This is a genomic window from Actinospineispora acaciae DSM 45401 (genome assembly GCF_000620785.1).
Classification (GTDB): domain Bacteria; phylum Actinomycetota; class Actinomycetes; order Mycobacteriales; family Pseudonocardiaceae; genus Pseudonocardia; species Pseudonocardia acaciae.
On the sequence record NZ_JIAI01000009.1, the window covers coordinates 124335 to 140504 of the forward strand.

The 16170-nt window shown below is 73.0% G+C and carries 12 protein-coding genes; all 12 read left to right on the forward strand.

All coding sequences use genetic code 11. From position 1 onward, the window contains the following. Positions 1-3: 3 nt before the first annotated feature. The 12 genes from murD (at position 4) to ileS (ending at position 16160) form a co-directional block, all read left to right on the forward strand. Positions 4-1395, forward strand: a complete 1392-nt coding sequence (gene murD / locus N912_RS0132680) for a UDP-N-acetylmuramoyl-L-alanine--D-glutamate ligase (RefSeq protein WP_245645580.1) — start codon at positions 4-6, stop codon at positions 1393-1395. Beyond that, positions 1392-2792 (forward strand): putative lipid II flippase FtsW, encoded by a 1401-nt coding sequence (gene ftsW, locus N912_RS56155; RefSeq protein ID WP_064745465.1) that lies wholly within the window; start codon positions 1392-1394, stop codon positions 2790-2792. Before murD ends, ftsW begins: the two co-directional genes overlap by 4 nt. Then, entirely contained in the window at positions 2789-3883 is a 1095-nt protein-coding gene (gene murG, locus N912_RS0132690) for an undecaprenyldiphospho-muramoylpentapeptide beta-N-acetylglucosaminyltransferase (RefSeq protein ID WP_051581133.1), read from the forward strand. The genes ftsW and murG overlap by 4 nt, the downstream gene beginning before the upstream one ends. Beyond that, on the forward strand, positions 3880-5334 hold the full coding sequence (murC, locus tag N912_RS56160) for a UDP-N-acetylmuramate--L-alanine ligase (protein WP_037067836.1): 1455 nt from the start codon (positions 3880-3882) through the stop codon (positions 5332-5334). The genes murG and murC overlap by 4 nt, the downstream gene beginning before the upstream one ends. A 281-nt stretch (positions 5335-5615) precedes the next feature. After that, positions 5616-6308, forward strand: a complete 693-nt coding sequence (locus N912_RS0132700) for a cell division protein FtsQ/DivIB (RefSeq protein ID WP_156994198.1) — start codon at positions 5616-5618, stop codon at positions 6306-6308. Positions 6309-6465: 157 nt separating this feature from the next. Then, entirely contained in the window at positions 6466-7791 is a 1326-nt protein-coding gene (gene ftsZ / locus N912_RS0132705) for a cell division protein FtsZ (protein ID WP_028925715.1), read from the forward strand. Positions 7792-7938: 147 nt separating this feature from the next. After that, positions 7939-8646, forward strand: coding sequence for a peptidoglycan editing factor PgeF (gene pgeF / locus N912_RS0132710; RefSeq protein WP_028925716.1), 708 nt, complete (start codon positions 7939-7941; stop codon positions 8644-8646). Then, positions 8643-9380: a YggS family pyridoxal phosphate-dependent enzyme gene (locus N912_RS0132715; protein WP_037067842.1), complete on the forward strand. Its 738-nt coding sequence runs from the start codon at positions 8643-8645 to the stop codon at positions 9378-9380. The genes pgeF and N912_RS0132715 overlap by 4 nt, the downstream gene beginning before the upstream one ends. 101 nt (positions 9381-9481) lie before the next feature. Further along, positions 9482-10168 (forward strand): cell division protein SepF, encoded by a 687-nt coding sequence (locus tag N912_RS0132720; protein WP_028925718.1) that lies wholly within the window; start codon positions 9482-9484, stop codon positions 10166-10168. 239 nt (positions 10169-10407) lie between these two features. Then, positions 10408-11295 carry a DivIVA-like cell division protein Wag31 gene (gene wag31, locus N912_RS0132730; RefSeq protein WP_028925719.1) on the forward strand — a complete coding sequence of 296 codons (888 nt, stop codon included), beginning with the start codon at positions 10408-10410 and terminating at the stop codon, positions 11293-11295. A 61-nt stretch (positions 11296-11356) separates the two neighbouring features. Further along, on the forward strand, positions 11357-12730 hold the full coding sequence (locus N912_RS60940) for a hypothetical protein (RefSeq protein WP_051581135.1): 1374 nt from the start codon (positions 11357-11359) through the stop codon (positions 12728-12730). Positions 12731-12965: 235 nt separating this feature from the next. Beyond that, positions 12966-16160: an isoleucine--tRNA ligase gene (ileS, locus tag N912_RS0132740; protein ID WP_028925720.1), complete on the forward strand. Its 3195-nt coding sequence runs from the start codon at positions 12966-12968 to the stop codon at positions 16158-16160. The last annotated feature ends 10 nt before the right edge of the window (positions 16161-16170 follow it).

The window sequence follows — 16170 nt, forward strand, 5'->3', positions numbered from 1 at the left end:
GCGGTGGCCGGCAGAAACGTTCCACTGACGGCCCCGCTGACGGCACTGCGCGGCCGGCCGGTGCTGGTGGCCGGGGCCGCGGTGTCCGGGCTGGCGGCTGCGACCGCGCTGTCCGAGCTGGGGGCGCGGGTCACGGTGACCGACGCGGTGGCCGACCGGCTCGCCGCGCTGCCGCCGGGCGTGGACGGCGCGCTCGGGCTGACCGAACCGCCGCCCGGCACCGAGCTGGTGGTGACCAGCCCCGGCTGGCGCCCGGACGCGCCGCTGCTGGCCGCCGCCGCCCGCGCCGGCATCGAGGTGATCGGCGAGCCGGAGCTGGCCTGGCGCTGGCCTGTGGCGGCCGGCCGGCCCCGGTGGCTGGCGGTGACCGGCACGAACGGCAAGACGACCACGGTGGGCATGCTGGCCGCGATCCTGACCGCCGCCGGCCGCGACGCGGTGGCCTGCGGGAACGTCGGCACCTCGGTGATCGACGTGGTCCGCGCCGGGCACCGCGAGCTGGCCGTGGAGCTGTCCAGCTTCCAGCTGCACTGGTCGCCGTCGCTGCGCCCGGACGCCGGCTGCCTGCTCAACATCGCCGAGGACCACCTGGACTGGCACGGCGACATGGCCACCTACCTCGCGGCCAAGGCCGGGGTGCTGGCCGGCCCGGTCGCGGTCGCGGGGGTGGACGACCCCCTGGTCGCGGACGCGCTCGCCGCCGCGCCCGCCGCCCACCGGATCGGGATCACCCTGAACGCCCCGGCCGACGGGCAGCTCGGCGTGCGCGACGGCGCGCTGGTGGACCGGGCGTTCAGTCCCTCGGTCGAGCTGGTCGGCCTGGACGAGGTCCACCCGTCCGGCCCGTCGGGATGGTTCGACGCGCTGGGCGCCGCCGCGCTCGCCAGGGCGGCCGGCGTGACGCCCGAGCAGGTCCGCGACGGGCTCGCCGGCTACCGGCCCGGCCCGCACCGGGGCTCGGTGGTCGGCGAGCTCGGCGGGGTGCGGTTCGTGGACGACTCCAAGGCCACCAACCCGCACGCCGCCTCCGCCGCGCTGGCCAGCTATTCGAGGGTCGTGTGGCTCGCCGGGGGACTGCTCAAGGGCGCTTCGGTGACGGAGCTGATCCGCGACCACGCGCACAGGTTCGCCGGTGTCGTCCTAATGGGTACCGATCGAGGGATCATTCGTGACGCGCTGTTGCGACACGCACCGGATGTCCCCGTCGCGGAGGCGTCACCGGGAGATCATGGACCCATGACCGACGCGGTACGGCTGGCCGCCGCGATGGCCGAGCCAGGGGATGTGGTGCTGCTCGCTCCGGCGGCGGCGTCCCTTGACCAGTTCGCCAGCTACGGCGCGCGAGGGAAGGCGTTCTCCGACGCGGTGGCCGCGCTTCCGGCGGCCACCCGGTGACCGGGACGACCACCGGCCGTCCGGGAAGGGCGGCCCGGCCCGCCGCGCCCCGTCCCGCCCCCGGGGGGTTTCAGCGGAAGGTCCGCCGCGCCCGCGCCGCGCTGACCGCCTGGCTGGCCCGCCCGCTGACCTCGCTGCACATCGTGCTCGGCATCTTCGGGCTGCTCACCCTGCTCGGGCTGGTCATGGTGCTGTCCGCGTCCAGCGTGCAGTCCTTCGAGGCGGGTGGTTCCTCGTACGCGGTGTTCGTCCACCAGCTGGCGTTCTGTGGGGTCGGCCTGGTGGTGTTCTGGATCGGCATGCGCATCCGACCCCGGACGCTGCGGGCGCTGGCGCCGACGGTCCTGGTCGTCTCCGTGGTGCTGCTCGCGCTGGTGTTGGTCCCCGGGATCGGGCACGTTCGTGGCGGCGCGCGGAGTTGGTTCGTGCTCCCGCTGATCTCGATACAGCCCTCCGAGCTGGCCAAGATCGCGATGGCGCTGTGGGGGGCGCACGTGCTGGCCGCGCGGCAGCGGACCCTGGGCAACTGGCGGCAGGCGCTGTCCCCGGTGCTTCCGGTCGGGCTGGTGCTGCTCACGCTGATCGTGGTGGAGCCGGACCTCGGCACGGCGGTGTCGCTGGGCATCGTGGTGTTCGCGCTGCTCTTCTTCGCCGGCGCGCCGCTTCGGCTGCTCGCCGCGCTGCTGATGGGCGGGCTCGGCGGCACGGTGGCGCTGGCGCTGTCCGCCGGCTACCGGCAGAGCCGTCTCACCGCGTTCCTCTCGCCGGGCTCCAGCGACCCGCTCGGCGCCGTGTTCCAGGCCAGGCAGGCGCTGTTCTCGCTGGCCGACGGGGGCCTGTTCGGGGTGGGACTCGGCCAGGGGCGGGCCAAATGGAGCTACCTCCCGAACGCACACAACGACTTCATCTACGCGATCATCGGCGAGGAGCTGGGCATGGTCGGCGCGATCGCCGTGCTCGTCCTGTTCGGCATGCTGGCCTACGTCGGGATGCGCATCGCGGCGCGCAACACCGACCCGTGGCTGAAGGTGGTCGTCGCCACCCTGACCACCTGGATGGTGGCCCAGGCGGTCATCAACATCGGCTACGTGGTGGGATTGATGCCGGTGACCGGCATTCCGCTGCCGCTCGTGTCCTCGGGAGGTTCCGCCCTTGTGACCGCGTTGTTCGTCGGTGGGCTGCTGGCCAACGCCGCCCGGCACGAGCCGGAGGCCATCGCCGCGCTGCGCACCCACGGCCAGGGCAAGGTGGCCAAGCTGCTCGGGCTCAAGCTGCCCGAGCCGTACCGCGCGCCGGCCGCCCGCCCACGGGTGGGCCCGCCGCCGGCCCAGCGCACCGCCGCCCAGCCTCGATACGGAGGCGGCGGCCCGGTACCGGGGCAGCGGGGGCGGCGATGACGGACCGACCGCTGTCAGTGGTGCTCGCCGGCGGTGGCTCGGCCGGGCACATCGAGCCCGCGCTGGCCTTCGCCGACGCGGTGCGCCGGCTGCGCCCGGACTCCCGGCTGACCGCGCTGGGCACCGAGCGCGGGCTGGACCGCACCCTGATCCCGGCCCGGGGCTACCCGCTGGAGCTGATCCCGCCGGTGCCGCTGCCCCGCAAGCCCACCGTCGACCTGCTGCGGCTGCCGGCCAAGGTGGCGGACTCGGTGCGGAGGACCCGGGAGGTGCTCCGCCGGGTGGAGGCGGACGTGGTGGTCGGCTTCGGCGGGTACGTGGCGCTGCCGGCGTACCTGGCGGCGCGCGGCCGGGTGCCGATCGTGGTGCACGAGGCGAACGCCCGCGCCGGCCTGGCCAACAAGGTGGGCGCCCGGTTCGCCGCCGCCGTGGCCGCCGCCGTCCCCGGGTCCGGCCTGCCCGGCGCGCGGCCGATCGGCATCCCGCTGCGGGAACAGATCACCGGGCTGGACCGGGCGGCGCTGCGGGCGGACGCGCGCGAGCACTACGGACTGCCGGCGGACGGGCCGGTGTTGCTGGTCTTCGGCGGTTCGCAGGGCGCGCGCACGCTCAACAACGCGGTAGGGGAGGCGCTCGGCGGGCTGGCCGAGGCGGGCATCGCCGTGCTGCACGGGTACGGCGCGCGCCAGCGGCCGGCCACCGAGGTCACGGTGCCCGGCGGCGGGCGGTACGTGGGCCTGCCGTACCTGGAGCGGATGGACCTGGCCTACGCGGCGGCCGACGCGGTGCTCTGCCGCTCCGGCGCGATGACCGTCGCCGAGGTCTCCGCCGTGGGCCTGCCCGCCGTCTACGTCCCGCTGCCGATCGGCAACGGCGAGCAGTCGCTGAACGCCGCGCCGGTGGTCGACGCCGGCGGCGGCACCCTGGTGCCGGACGGCGAGCTGACCGGCCAGCGGGTGCTCGACGAGCTCGCCGGGCTGCTCACCGACAAGGACCGGCTGGCCGCGATGGGTGCCGCCGCGCGCGGCTCCGGGCACGCCGGGGCGGACGAGGACCTGGCTCGGCTGGTGTTCGAGGTGGTTCAGCGGTGAGGGGCACGGACTTGGAGCGGGTGCACCTGATCGGTATCGGGGGCGCCGGCATGAGCGGCGTCGCGCGGATCCTGCTGGCCAGGGGCGCGGCGGTGTCCGGGTCGGACGCCAAGGACTCGCGCACGGTGCTCGCGCTGCGGGCCCAGGGCGCGCGCATCGCGGTCGGCGGGCACGACGGGGCGCACCTGGAGCAGCTGGACGGCCCGCCCACGGTGGTGGTGTCCAGCGCGATCCGGAAGGACAACCCCGAGCTGGTCGCCGCCCACGAGCGGGGCCTGACGGTGCTGCACCGCTCCGACGCGCTGGCCGCGCTGATGTCCGGGCGCCGGGTGGCCTGCGTGACCGGCACCGCCGGCAAGACGTCCACCACCTCGATGCTCACCGTGGCGCTGCAGCACTGCGGGCTGGACCCGTCCTTCGCGATCGGCGGCGACCTGACCGCGGCCGGCTCGGGGGCGCACCACGGCACGGGCGACATCTTCGTCGCGGAGGCCGACGAGAGCGACGGCTCGTTCCTGCGGTTCAGCCCCGAGGTCGCGGTCGTCACCAACGTGGAGGTCGACCACCTCGACCACTTCGGCAGCCCGGCGGAGTACGCCGGCGCGTTCACGAAGTTCCTGGCCCGCATCGTCCCCGGCGGCGCGTTGGTGACCTGCGTCGACGACCCGGGCGGCGAGCGGCTGGCCGCCGAGGCCGAGGCCGCCGGCATCCGGGTGCGCCGCTACGGCCGGACGGCGCCCGGGTCGTCCGGCGACGCGCTGCTGCTCGACCACGAGCCGGTCGGCACGGGCGGGCGGGTCCGGCTGCGGCTGGGTTCCGGGGACGAGCACGTGCTGGAGCTTCCGGTGCCCGGCGAGCACATGGCGCTCAACGCGCTGGCGGCGCTGCTGGCCGGGATCGAGCTGGGCGCGCCGGTCGCGGAGTTGCTGGACGGGCTGGCCGGGTTCTCCGGGGTGCGGCGGCGGTTCGAGTTCAAGGGCCGGGCCGGCGGGGTGGTGGTCTACGACGACTACGCGCACCACCCGACCAAGGTCGCCGCCGCGCTGACCGCCGCCCGCCAGGTCGCGGAGGGCCGGCTGATCGTCGCGTTCCAGCCGCACCTGTACTCGCGCACCCGGGCGTTCCACCGCGAGTTCGGCGCCGCCCTCGCGCTGGCCGACGAGGTGGTGGTGCTGGACGTGTTCGGCGCCCGCGAGGACCCCGAGCCGGGGGTGAGCGGGGCGCTGGTCGCCGAGTCCGTGCCACTGCCCGCCGAGCGGGTGCACTACGTGCCACGCTGGTCGGACGTGCCCGAGGTGCTGGCCAAGCTGGCCGAACCCGGCGACATGGTGATCACCATGGGGGCCGGGGACGTGACGGTGCTCGGCCCCGAGGTGCTCACCGAGCTTGGCCGGGGAGAGGAGCCCGGGCCGGCCGAAGACCCCGCCGCACCCGAAACGCCAGCGCCATGAGCCGCGCCGGCCGCCCCGCCCGCCGATCCACCCGGGCAGGTCGACCCACCCGCACCGACCGCTCCGGCGCCACCGGCACGGACCGAACCGGAACCGACCGAACCGGACCCGATCACGCCGACATCATCCGAGCCGCCCGCACCGGAACCAACCCTTACCGCGCCACCCATCCCTCCCTCCCAACCGATCGTTCGTTCACCAATGTGCCAAAAGCCCCGACTCACCCTGCTAAAAACCCCGACTCGCGGGATTCACACGCGCGTGGGCGCGGGCGTGAGCGGGTGCGCGGGCGGTATCTGAGGCGGCGGTTGGCGGCGCTCGGGGGAGCGGTGGTCGTGCTCGTGCTCGGGGTGGTGCTGGGCGGGCGGGCGCTGTTGATGCACTCGGACAGGTTTCAGGTCACGGACATCGAGGTGTTCGGGCCGGCTGGGATCGACCCGGCGCTGGTGCGCGAGGTGTCCGGCATCAAGCCCGGCGTCCCGCTGCTCGCCGTCGACCTGGCCGACGTCCAACGGCGGGTGGCGTCCATCCCCGAGGTCGCCTCCGCGCTGGCCACCCGGAGCTGGCCAGGCACCGTCCGGCTGACGGTGGCCGAACGCACCCCGGTGGCCCTGGCCGAGTCCCCGACCGGACCGCGCTGGGTGGACGGCACCGGGATGGCCTACCAGGCGGCACCGGCCGGAGCGGCGCCGCTGCCCAGGCTGGACGCGACCACGGTGGCCCCCGGCGACCCCGCGACCACCGCCGGCCTGGCCGTCCTCGCCGCCCTGACCCCCCAGTTACGGGAGAAACTGCAGGTCGTCGAGGCATCAGGCCCGGCGGCGGTCACCCTGCGGCTGGCCGACGGCAAGCAGGTGCGGTGGGGCTCGCCGGCCCGCTCGGACCGCAAGGCGGCCGTGCTGGGCGTGCTTCTGACCCAGCGGGGCTCGGTCTACGATGTCTCCGCGCCGGATCTCCCCACGATTCGGCGCTGAACACGGGCGCGGGCAGGGCGGACCGCCGTGCGGCGCGCCTGCTGGACCATGGCCTTTGCCGGACCTACGGTTCTCGTGCGAGGCCGACGGCTGACATAACTCTCAGCCTCTGGTCGAGGTTGATAGTAATGCAAGGCCAGTAAGGAAGGTGCCGCGCATGACGCCCCCGCACAACTATCTTGCGGTGATAAAGGTCGTCGGTATCGGTGGCGGCGGCGTGAACGCGGTCAACCGGATGATCGAGGTCGGTCTGAAGGGCGTCGAGTTCATCGCGGTGAACACCGACGCGCAGGCACTGCTGATGTCGGACGCGGACGTCAAGCTGGACATCGGCCGCGAGCTGACCAGGGGACTCGGCGCCGGGGCGAACCCCGAGGTGGGGCGCAAGGCGGCCGAGGACCACCGGGAAGAGATCGAAGAGGTGCTCAAGGGCGCCGACATGGTCTTCGTGACCGCCGGCGAGGGCGGCGGCACCGGCACCGGCGGCGCGCCCGTGGTGGCGTCCATCGCCCGCAAGCTGGGCGCGCTGACCATCGGCGTGGTGACCCGGCCGTTCACCTTCGAGGGCAAGCGCCGCTCCGGCCAGGCCGAGGACGGCATCACCTCGCTGCGCAACGAGTGCGACACCCTGATCGTGATCCCGAACGACCGGCTGCTGCAGCTCGGCGACGTGGGCGTGTCCCTGATGGACGCCTTCCGCTCCGCCGACGAGGTGCTGCTCTCCGGTGTCCAGGGCATCACCGACCTGATCACCACCCCCGGCCTGATCAACCTGGACTTCGCCGACGTCAAGAGCGTGATGTCCGGCGCCGGCAGCGCGCTGATGGGCATCGGCTCGGCGCGCGGCGAGGGCAGGGCGGTGCAGGCCGCCGGCAAGGCCATCAACTCGCCGCTGCTGGAGGCCTCCATGGATGGCGCGCACGGCGTGCTGCTGTCCGTGGCGGGCGGGTCCGACCTCGGGCTGTTCGAGATCAACGAGGCGGCGTCGCTGGTGCAGGAGGCCGCGCACCCGGACGCGAACATCATCTTCGGCACGGTGATCGACGACTCGCTCGGCGACGAGGTGCGCGTCACTGTTATAGCAGCCGGGTTCGACTCCGGCACCCCCACGCACAAGAAGCTCGACCCCGCCGCCTACCGCCCGCGAACCGAGACCGGCTCGGCACCACCGGGCTCCGGCCACCACGCCGGCACACACAACGGAGCCCCCCGCCGACCCGCCGACCCGCCGAGCACCGGCGGCTACGGCGCAGGCGGAAGCGGCAACGGACCGACCGCGAACGCCTCCGGCCACCAGCCCACCTCGATGAGCCGCTCGCGCCCGACCATCCCGGCGCAGTCCCCGTCGCCCAGGGCCACCACTCCCACGTCCCCGAGGTCCGCACCCCCCGCACCCCCGTCGCCCCCACCCCCCAGCACCGCCCGCACCGTCACCGACTTCGACGACGACGAGGTCGACGTTCCGCCGTTCATGCGCCGCTGACGCCGGCGTCCGCGCCCCACCGTGGATTCCGCGCACCCACTCCGTACCCCGCACACGCGCTGAAGCAGGTGTACGGGACACGGATCGGTTGTGCGGCCAGAGCTGTTGTGCGGGCAGAGCTGGGGCGTGGCGATTAGAGTGGACGTGATGCGGGTGCGGCGTGTGGTGACCACCAGGGAGGGTGGCGCCTCGCGGGCGCCGTTTGAGGCGTTCAACCTCTCCGTGCTCGTTGGGGACGACCCGGCGGCGGTGGCCGCGAACCGCAAGCGGCTGGCCGCGGGGGTGGGGCTGCCGCCGGAGCGGGTGGTCTGGATGCGCCAGGTGCACAGCGCGAACACCGCGACCGTCACCGCGCCGCCCGACGGCGACCTGCGAGGCGTCGACGCGATGGTGACCGACCGCCCCGGCCTGGCGCTGGCCGTGCTGGCCGCCGACTGCGTACCGATCCTGCTGGCCGACCTCGACGCGCGGGTGCTCGGCGCCGCGCACGCCGGCCGGGTCGGCGCGGCGGACGGCGTGCTGCCCTCGGTGCTGGCCGCCATGGTGCGGCTGGGCGCCCGGCCGGACCGGGTGCGGGCGCTGCTCGGACCCGCGGTCTGCGGCGGCTGCTACGAGGTGCCGGCCTCCATGCGCGACGACGTGCAGGCCGCGCTGCCCGGCAGCGGCTGCACCACCAGGAAGGGCAGCCCCGGGCTCGACCTGCGGGCCGGGCTGCGCACGCAGCTGCGCGCGCACGGGGTTGTCCGGGTGGACACCGACCCCCGCTGCACCGCCGAGGACCCGACGCTCTACTCCCACCGCCGGGACGGCAAGACCGGCCGGATGGCCGCCGTGACCTGGTTGGACCCGAGTTGACCGGGCTCGAACGCCGCCGCGAGCGGCTGTCCGAGGCGCTGGCCTCGGTGCGCGAGCGCATCGCGAAGGCGTGCGAAGCCGCCGGCCGCCACCCCGACGAGGTCGAGCTGATGGCCGTCACCAAGACCCGGCCCGCCACCGACCTGGCCCTGCTGCTCGACCTGGGCCACGACATGTTCGGGGAGAACCGCCCGCAGGAGGCCGCCGCCAAGGTCGCCGAGCTCTCCGAGCTGCGTCCGGGCAATGCGGCGCGCTGGCACCTGGTCGGGCGGCTGCAGCGCAACAAGGCGCGCTCGGTGGCCCGCTGGGCGACCCGGGTGGAGTCGGTGGACTCCGTGCGGCTGGTGGACGCCCTGGACGACGCCGTACGGCGCGCCATCGACGCGGGGGAGCGGCCAGGGCCGCTGCCGGTGCTGCTTCAGGTCAGCCTGGACGGTGACCCGGAGAGGGGCGGGGCGCCGCTCGGAGAGCTGCCCGCCCTTGCCGATCGGGTCGCCGAGACCGAGGGACTGGAGCTGCACGGGCTGATGGCCGTCGCCCCTCTGGGTGTCGATCCGGATCAAGCCTTCGCCGATCTCGCCGAGGCGCAATATCGTATGGGTATATATCACCCGCGCGCCAGGGTGACGAGCGCCGGAATGACCGCCGACTTCGAGGCCGCGATCCGGCATGGATCGACGTGTGTGCGTGTCGGAACGGCACTACTGGGTGACCGGCCGTTAACCTCCTCGTGAGCGGATGACGCGGTGTTACCGGCGCCCCCCATTAGGCCGGTGACCAGCAATGATGTTGCCCGCACCCGCTCGTAGGAAGCTGCCGGGAAGGAGGCGAGGCCGTGAGCACGTTGTATCGGCTCAAGGCGTATTTCGGGATGGTCCCGGCCGAAGACATGGACGCCTACCTGGACTACGACGACGACCACAGGTACTACGACGACAGGCGTTCCGGCTACTCCGAGCCGGGCTCCGAGCGCCCCGAGCGCCGGGTCGAGCGGCACCCGGCGGACGCCCCCTACGAGGCCCCCTACACGGCCCGCCAGAGCCCCGAGCGGCGCTACCCCGAGCGCTCCTACGCCCGCCCCCCGGCCGAGCCGGTCACGCCGCCCTCCAGCGGTGTCGGGCGGGCCTCACTGGTGCACGGCTCGCTGGCCGTCGACCCACCGCTCGCCGAGCCGCCGCGCAAGCCAGTTGCCCAGGTGGCGCCGGAGCAGCCGGTCGAGCCGGCGGCTGCCAGGCCGCTGCCGCTGTCCCGGATCACCACCGTGCAACCGCGCAGCTACGACGAGGCCCGGACCATAGGGGAGCGGTACCGGGAGGGCATCCCGGTGATCATGAACCTGACCGAGCTGGACGACGCCGCCGCCAAGCGGCTGGTGGACTTCGCGGCCGGGTTGGTGTTCGCCCTGCGCGGCTCCTTCGACAAGGTCACCAGTCGAGTCTTCCTGATCTCTCCACCCGGTGTCGAGGTCTCGGCCGAAGACCGTCGCCGACTGGCCGAGCGTGGCTTCTTCGGCCAGGCTTGAGCCGTGCCACAGCTCGGATCCACGGTCGCCGGACATCGCGCCGGCCGGTTACGGACAGTGAAAAATCTGACTCTGCCCGGCTTCGCGGGACTGGACCTTTCGATTATGGTTTTGGTGCTGGCCGTGCTCATACTGTTGACGTTGCTGTGACACGACCTGATGGACGATCCGCAAGACCCGAGGTTGCTATGAGACGTGTACAGGCCCTCGGTAGCCCAGGAACTGCGTGAGGTGATCCGATGCCGCTGACCCCGGCCGACGTGCACAACGTCGCCTTCAGCAAACCCCCGATCGGCAAGCGGGGCTACAACGAGGACGAGGTGGACGCCTTCCTCGACCTCGTCGAGACCGAGCTCGCCAAGCTGATCGAGGAGAACACCGAGCTGCGCGACCAGGTCAGTGCCCTGGAGCAGCAGCTGGGCAATGCGCAGAGTGACCTTTCCGAGGCTCGTGCCCAGGCCTCTCGTGCTCCCCAGCAGCGCCACCAGTCCGACGAGCCCCGCCAGACGGTGACCATGGCCGCCGTGCCCGCGGCGCCGCAGCAGCAAGCTCCCCCGCCGCCCCCGCCTCCCCAGGTCGCGCCCCAGGCGATGCTGGACCCGGCGGCCCTCGGCGGCGACCACCACGTGCAGGCCGCCAAGGTGCTCGGCCTGGCCCAGGAAATGGCCGACCGGCTCACCGCCGAGGCCAAGACCGAGGCCGACGGCATGCTCGGCGACGCGCGGACCCGGTCCGAGCAGCTGCTCTCCGAGGCCCGTACCAAGGCCGACGGCCTGGTGAACGAGGCTCGGGTGCGCGCCGAGACGATGCTCAACGACGCCCGTACCCGGGCCGAGACGATGGAACGCCAGTCCCGTGACAAGGCTGCTGCGCTGGTCGGGGAAGCCGAGCGCAAGCACTCTGAGATCATGGGCAGCATCCAGCGTGAGAAGTCGGTCCTCGACAAGAAGATCGACGAGTTGCGTACATTCGAACGGGAGTACCGGACGCGGCTCAAGACCTACCTGGAGTCCCAGCTGCGAGACCTCGCAGGTCGGGGCTCGGCGGCACCGCCCGACGGGCGTACCAGCTCGACACAGGGCTACGCGGCCACCGGCTATGGCTCACGGGCGGACGCCGGTAGCTGACCCGCCACCAACGATAGGGTGGTTGGCGCCGCATAACGACGTCGCTACCTCGGAGTGAACAGTGTTACTGCTGGTCCTGATATTCGTGCTCGCGGCTTTCGGGCTGCTGCTGGTCGCCCTGGTGACCGGCACGGCGGCCTGGGCCTGGATCTCGGTCGCGGTCAGCGTCGCCGCCGCTGGGGCGCTGGTCTACGACTGGGCACAGCGCCGTGCCGCGATCAGGAGCGGCGGGGGCGGCGATCGTACCCTCAGCGGGGTCGGTCAGATGTCCGCCGGCGCACAGGAACCGCCGACCGCGGCGATTCCTGTGATGGGCGGCGCCATGATGGACCCGCGCACCGAGGTGTTCCAGCCGGTGCGGCAGGGCCCGCCGGCGAGACCGCCCGTCGCGGATGCGCCGGAGACGGTGGCGTTCAGGCCCGCTTCCCCGCCGCCCGGCTCCCCCGAGCGACCGCTTGGCGCTCAGCCAGATGGGGGCACACCGGGCGAGCAGTGGTCACCCAGGGTGACTCCGGGCGGTAGGGATCGCTCGGATGCCCCGGATTCTCCGGGCGTTGCGCCATCGGGTGACCGCGAAGGGGTTAACGCCGCCGAGCGGACAACCCGATTCGGGGACGGCAAGAGCGGCACGGGTCGAGACACCGAGGGCGACCCGAAGCAGCGGCGCACCCCGCCCGGCCGCGACCAGGCCGAGCAGTGGAAGCCGAGGCAGCCGGCGAACGCCGAGCGGCCCCCGGCCGACGAGGACGAGCGCGCAAAGGCAGGCGCCCCGAAGCCGCCCAAGCGTCCGGCCCCCGACGCCGACAGCGCCCGCACCACCGCCATCCCGGTCTCGGACCGGAAGGCGGAGGCCGAGCGCAAGCGTGCCGAGCAGGAGCAGGCCGATCGCGAGCAGGCCGAGCGCGAGAAAGCCGAGCGCGCGAAGGCGGAACGCGAGAAGGCCCAGCGGGAGAAGGCCGAACGCGAGCGCGCCGAGCAGCAGAAGGCCGAACGCGAGAAGGCCGAACGGGACAAGCGCGAGCGGGCCGAACGCGAGCGCGCCGAGCGGGAGAAGGCCGAACGGGAAGAGGCCGCGCGCCGCGAGGCCGAGGAGGCCGAGGACGCCGAGCCGGCCCAGGAGCCGGAACCGGTGGCCGAGGCCGAGGAGGAGGCCGCGCCGGAGCAGGCCGCGCCGCCGCCCCGGAGCGCACCCCCGGACCCGGACGAGGAACAGCCCGACTCCTCGGCGGAGGCCATCGTGGCCGAGCTGGACGACGAGGTGCTGGTCATCGACGAGCACCCGCGCTACCACCTCGCCGGCTGCCGGGTGCTCAGCGGCAACGAGACGATCCCGCTGCCGGCCAAGGAGGCCGTGGAGTACGGCTTCACGCCGTGCGGCACCTGCTCCCCGGTCAGCACCCTGGCCGAACGGAACCGGGCTGCGTCGTCGTCCTAGCCGGCGGTAACCTTGTAGAAGAACGGCGTTGATCCGGCCATCACCGGGGAGCTTCCGGAAGAACGGGCCCGTACCTGGGCCTCAGTAGAACCGGACGGGTTCGGCCCGTCACAGCCGAACGGATGAGTGGTCGCCGGCCAGCCGGCGGCAAGCGGGGTGGTACCGCGGTCCGGGCGCGCGCTCGGGTTCGTCCCCGTGCGGAAGAGGCATTTGCGCACGAGGAGCACCGCGAGTCATGGCATACCCCAAGGTCGACGTCACCACGTCCGGCACACCGGAGCCGGTCCCGTCGCAGCCATCGTTCCCCGAGCTGGAACGGGCGGTGCTGCGCGGCTGGGAGGCGGACAAGACGTTCGCCGCGTCCGTCGACGCCCGCCCGGCCGGGGAGAACGGCGCCAACGAGTTCGTCTTCTACGACGGCCCGCCGTTCGCGAACGGCCTGCCGCACTACGGCCACCTGCTGACCGGCTACGTCAAGGACGTCGTCCCGCGCTACCAGACCATGCGCGGCCGCCACGTCGAGCGCCGGTTCGGCTGGGACACCCACGGCCTTCCCGCCGAGATCGAGACCGAGAACCAGCTCGGCATCAAGCACAAGTCCGAGATCGAAGAGATGGGCATGGCCGCGTTCAACGAGGCCTGCCGCGCCTCGGTGCTGCGCTACACCAACGAATGGCGGGAGTACGTCACCCGCCAGGCCCGCTGGGTGGACTTCGACAACGACTACAAGACGCTCGACCTGTCCTACATGGAGAGCGTCATGTGGGCGTTCAAGTCGCTGTGGGACAAGGGCCTTGTCTACTCCGGCTTCCGGGTGCTCTGGTACTGCTGGCGCTGCGAGACGCCGCTGGCGGCCACCGAGACCAAGATGGACGACGCCTACCTGGAGCGGCAGGACCCGGCGGTCACCGTCGGGCTGCCGCTGGTGGTGCCCGGCGGCGAGCTGGACGGCGCCTTCCTGCTGGTCTGGACCACCACGCCGTGGACGCTGCCCTCCAACCTGGCCGCCGCCGTGCACCCCGAGGTGCAGTACGCGCTGGTCAGGGCGGAGGACGGGCAGCGCTACCTGCTCGCCGAGGCGCGCGTGGCGCACTACGCCCGCGAGCTGGGCGAGGAACCGGAGGTCCTGCGCCGCTACACCGGGTCCGAGCTGCTCGGCCTGCGCTACCGGCCGCCGTTCGACTTCTTCCTCGGCCGGGAGAACGCCCACCAGGTGCTGGCCGCCGACTACGTGAGCACCGAGGACGGCACCGGCGCCGTGCACATCGCGCCCGCCTTCGGTGAGGAGGACAAGGTCGTCACCGACGCGGCCGGCATCGAGCCGGTGGTCCCGGTCGACTCGCGCGGGGAGTTCACCGCCGAGGTGCCGCCGTACGCCGGGATGCAGGTGTTCGACGCGAACGCCGAGATCATCAGGGACCTGCGCTACGGCTCGCCGCACACGCTCGGCGTGCTGCTGCGGCACGAGACCTACGACCACCCGTACCCGCACTGCTGGCGCTGCGGCAACCCGCTCATCCAGCGCGCGGTGGACTCCTGGTTCGTCAAGGTCACCGAGTTCCGGGACCGGATGGTCGAGCTGAACAAGCAGATCACCTGGGTGCCCGAGCACATCCGCGACGGCCAGTTCGGCAAGTGGCTGGAGGGCGCGCGGGACTGGAACATCTCCCGCAACCGGTACTGGGGCAGCCCGATCCCGGTCTGGATGTCCGACGACCCGAACTACCCGCGCACCGACGTCTACGGCTCGCTGGACGAGCTGGAGCGCGACTTCGGGGTTCGCCCGACCGACCTGCACCGCCCCGGCATCGACCAGCTGACCAGGCCGAACCCGGACGACCCCACCGGGCGCTCCACCATGCGCCGGGTGCCCGAGGTGCTGGACTGCTGGTTCGAGTCCGGCTCGATGCCGTTCGCCCAGGTGCACTACCCGTTCGAGAACGCGGACTGGTTCGAGCACCACTACCCGGGCGACTTCATCGTCGAGTACAACGGCCAGACTCGAGGCTGGTTCTACACCCTGCACGTGCTGGCCACCGCGCTGTTCGACCGGCCGGCGTTCGAGTCGTGCATCGCGCACGGCATCGTGCTCGGCGACGACGGGCAGAAGATGTCCAAGTCGCTGCGCAACTACCCGGACGTCAACGAGGTGTTCAACAGGGACGGCAGCGACGCGATGCGCTGGTTCCTGATGGCCTCGCCGGTGCTGCGCGGCGGCAACCTGGTCGTCACCGAGCAGGGCATCCGCGAGGGTGTCCGGCAGGCCGTGCTGCCGCTGTGGAACACCTGGTACTTCCTCGCGCTCTACGCCAACGCGGCGGGCGTCACCGGGCGCACCAGGACCGACTCCCAACACGTGCTGGACAGGTATGTGCTGGCCAAGACCGCCGAGCTGGTCGACGCGGTGACCGAGGCGCTGGACCGCTACGCCATCGCGGACGCCTGCCAGGCCGTGCGCGAGCACGCCGAGGTGCTCACCAACTGGTACGTGCGCCGCTCCCGGGAACGGTTCTGGGACGGCGACCGGGACGCCGTCGACACCCTGCACACCGTGCTCGAGGTGACCTGCCGGGTGGCCGCCCCGCTGCTGCCGCTGACCACCGAGGCGATCTGGCGGGGCCTCACGGGCGAGCGGTCCGTGCACCTGACCGACTGGCCGTCGCGGGACGAGCTGCCCCACGACGCTTCGCTGGTCGCGGGCATGGACCGGGTGCGCCAGGTGGCGTCCGCCGCGCTGTCGCTGCGCAAGGCGCGCAAGCTGCGGGTGCGGCTGCCGCTGACCAGGCTCACCGTGGCCGCCGCCGACGCCGCCGTGCTGGAGCCGTTCACCGACATCCTGGCCGACGAGGTGAACGTCAAGTCCGTCGAGCTGACCACCGATGTGGCGCACTACGGCCGGTTCGAGCTGACCGTGAACGCCCGCGCCTGCGGCCCCCGCCTCGGCGGCGACACCCAGAAGGTGATCAGGGCGGTCAAGGCGGGGGAGTGGCAGGTCGACGCCGACGGCACGGTGACCGCCGCCGGCATCGTGCTCCTGCCCGGCGAGTACAGCGAACGCCTCGTACCCGCCGACCCCGACGGCACCGCCGCGCTGCCCGGCAACTCCGGCCTGGTCGTCCTCGACACCGTCGTCACCCCCGACCTGGAGGCCGAAGGCCTGGCCAAGGACGTCGTCCGCGTCGTCCAACAAGCCCGCCGCGAGGCAGCCCTCGACGTCTCCGACCGGGTCGCCGTAACCCTGGACGCCCCCGACTCCGTACTAGCCGCCGTCCGCACCCACGAGAACTACCTGGCCCACGAGGTCCTAGCGACCACCGTCACCTACGCCCCCGTCCCCCACCCCACCTTCGTCGGCACCGTCACCGGAGACGCCGAAGTCCGCGTCCTGCTCGTTCGTGACGCCCGCGAGTCGGGGAATTTGTCAGGGTGAGTCGCGGATT

Coding starts and splice junctions, on each gene's coding strand:
- murG (WP_051581133.1), top strand. CDS start 2,789: ATGACGGACCGACCGCTGTCAGTGGTGCTCGCCGGCGGTGGCTCGGCC.
- ftsZ (WP_028925715.1), top strand. CDS start 6,466: ATGACGCCCCCGCACAACTATCTTGCGGTGATAAAGGTCGTCGGTATC.
- pgeF (WP_028925716.1), top strand. CDS start 7,939: ATGCGGGTGCGGCGTGTGGTGACCACCAGGGAGGGTGGCGCCTCGCGG.
- wag31 (WP_028925719.1), top strand. CDS start 10,408: ATGCCGCTGACCCCGGCCGACGTGCACAACGTCGCCTTCAGCAAACCC.
- ileS (WP_028925720.1), top strand. CDS start 12,966: ATGGCATACCCCAAGGTCGACGTCACCACGTCCGGCACACCGGAGCCG.